This window comes from Frigoribacterium sp. MEB024, from assembly GCF_000878135.1.
In the GTDB taxonomy this organism is placed as follows: domain Bacteria; phylum Actinomycetota; class Actinomycetes; order Actinomycetales; family Microbacteriaceae; genus Frigoribacterium.
Window position 1 is genome coordinate 1 of the sequence record NZ_JXQZ01000121.1, and the last position, 202, is coordinate 202.

1 pseudogene is annotated in these 202 nt (G+C 70.3%); it reads right to left on the bottom strand.

The features are described from left to right. Positions 1–202 (bottom strand): annotated as a pseudogene (locus tag SZ60_RS17585) (hypothetical protein); the annotation flags it as partial.

A 202-nucleotide genomic window follows, 5' to 3' on the forward strand; every position in this document is an offset into this window, starting at 1 on the left:
AGTAGTCGACGTTGCCGCCGGTGATCGGGAACGAGAACGTGCCGTCGGTGAAGGTCGCGGTGCCGACGACGCCGGGGGTCAGGCCGAGGCTGGTGATCGCGTCGACGAAGGACTGGTCGACGGCGACCTGGGTGTCGACACCGTTGCTGAGGTCGGCGATCGACGCGGCGGGCGTCGACGCGGCGCTGGGCTCGGACGAGGA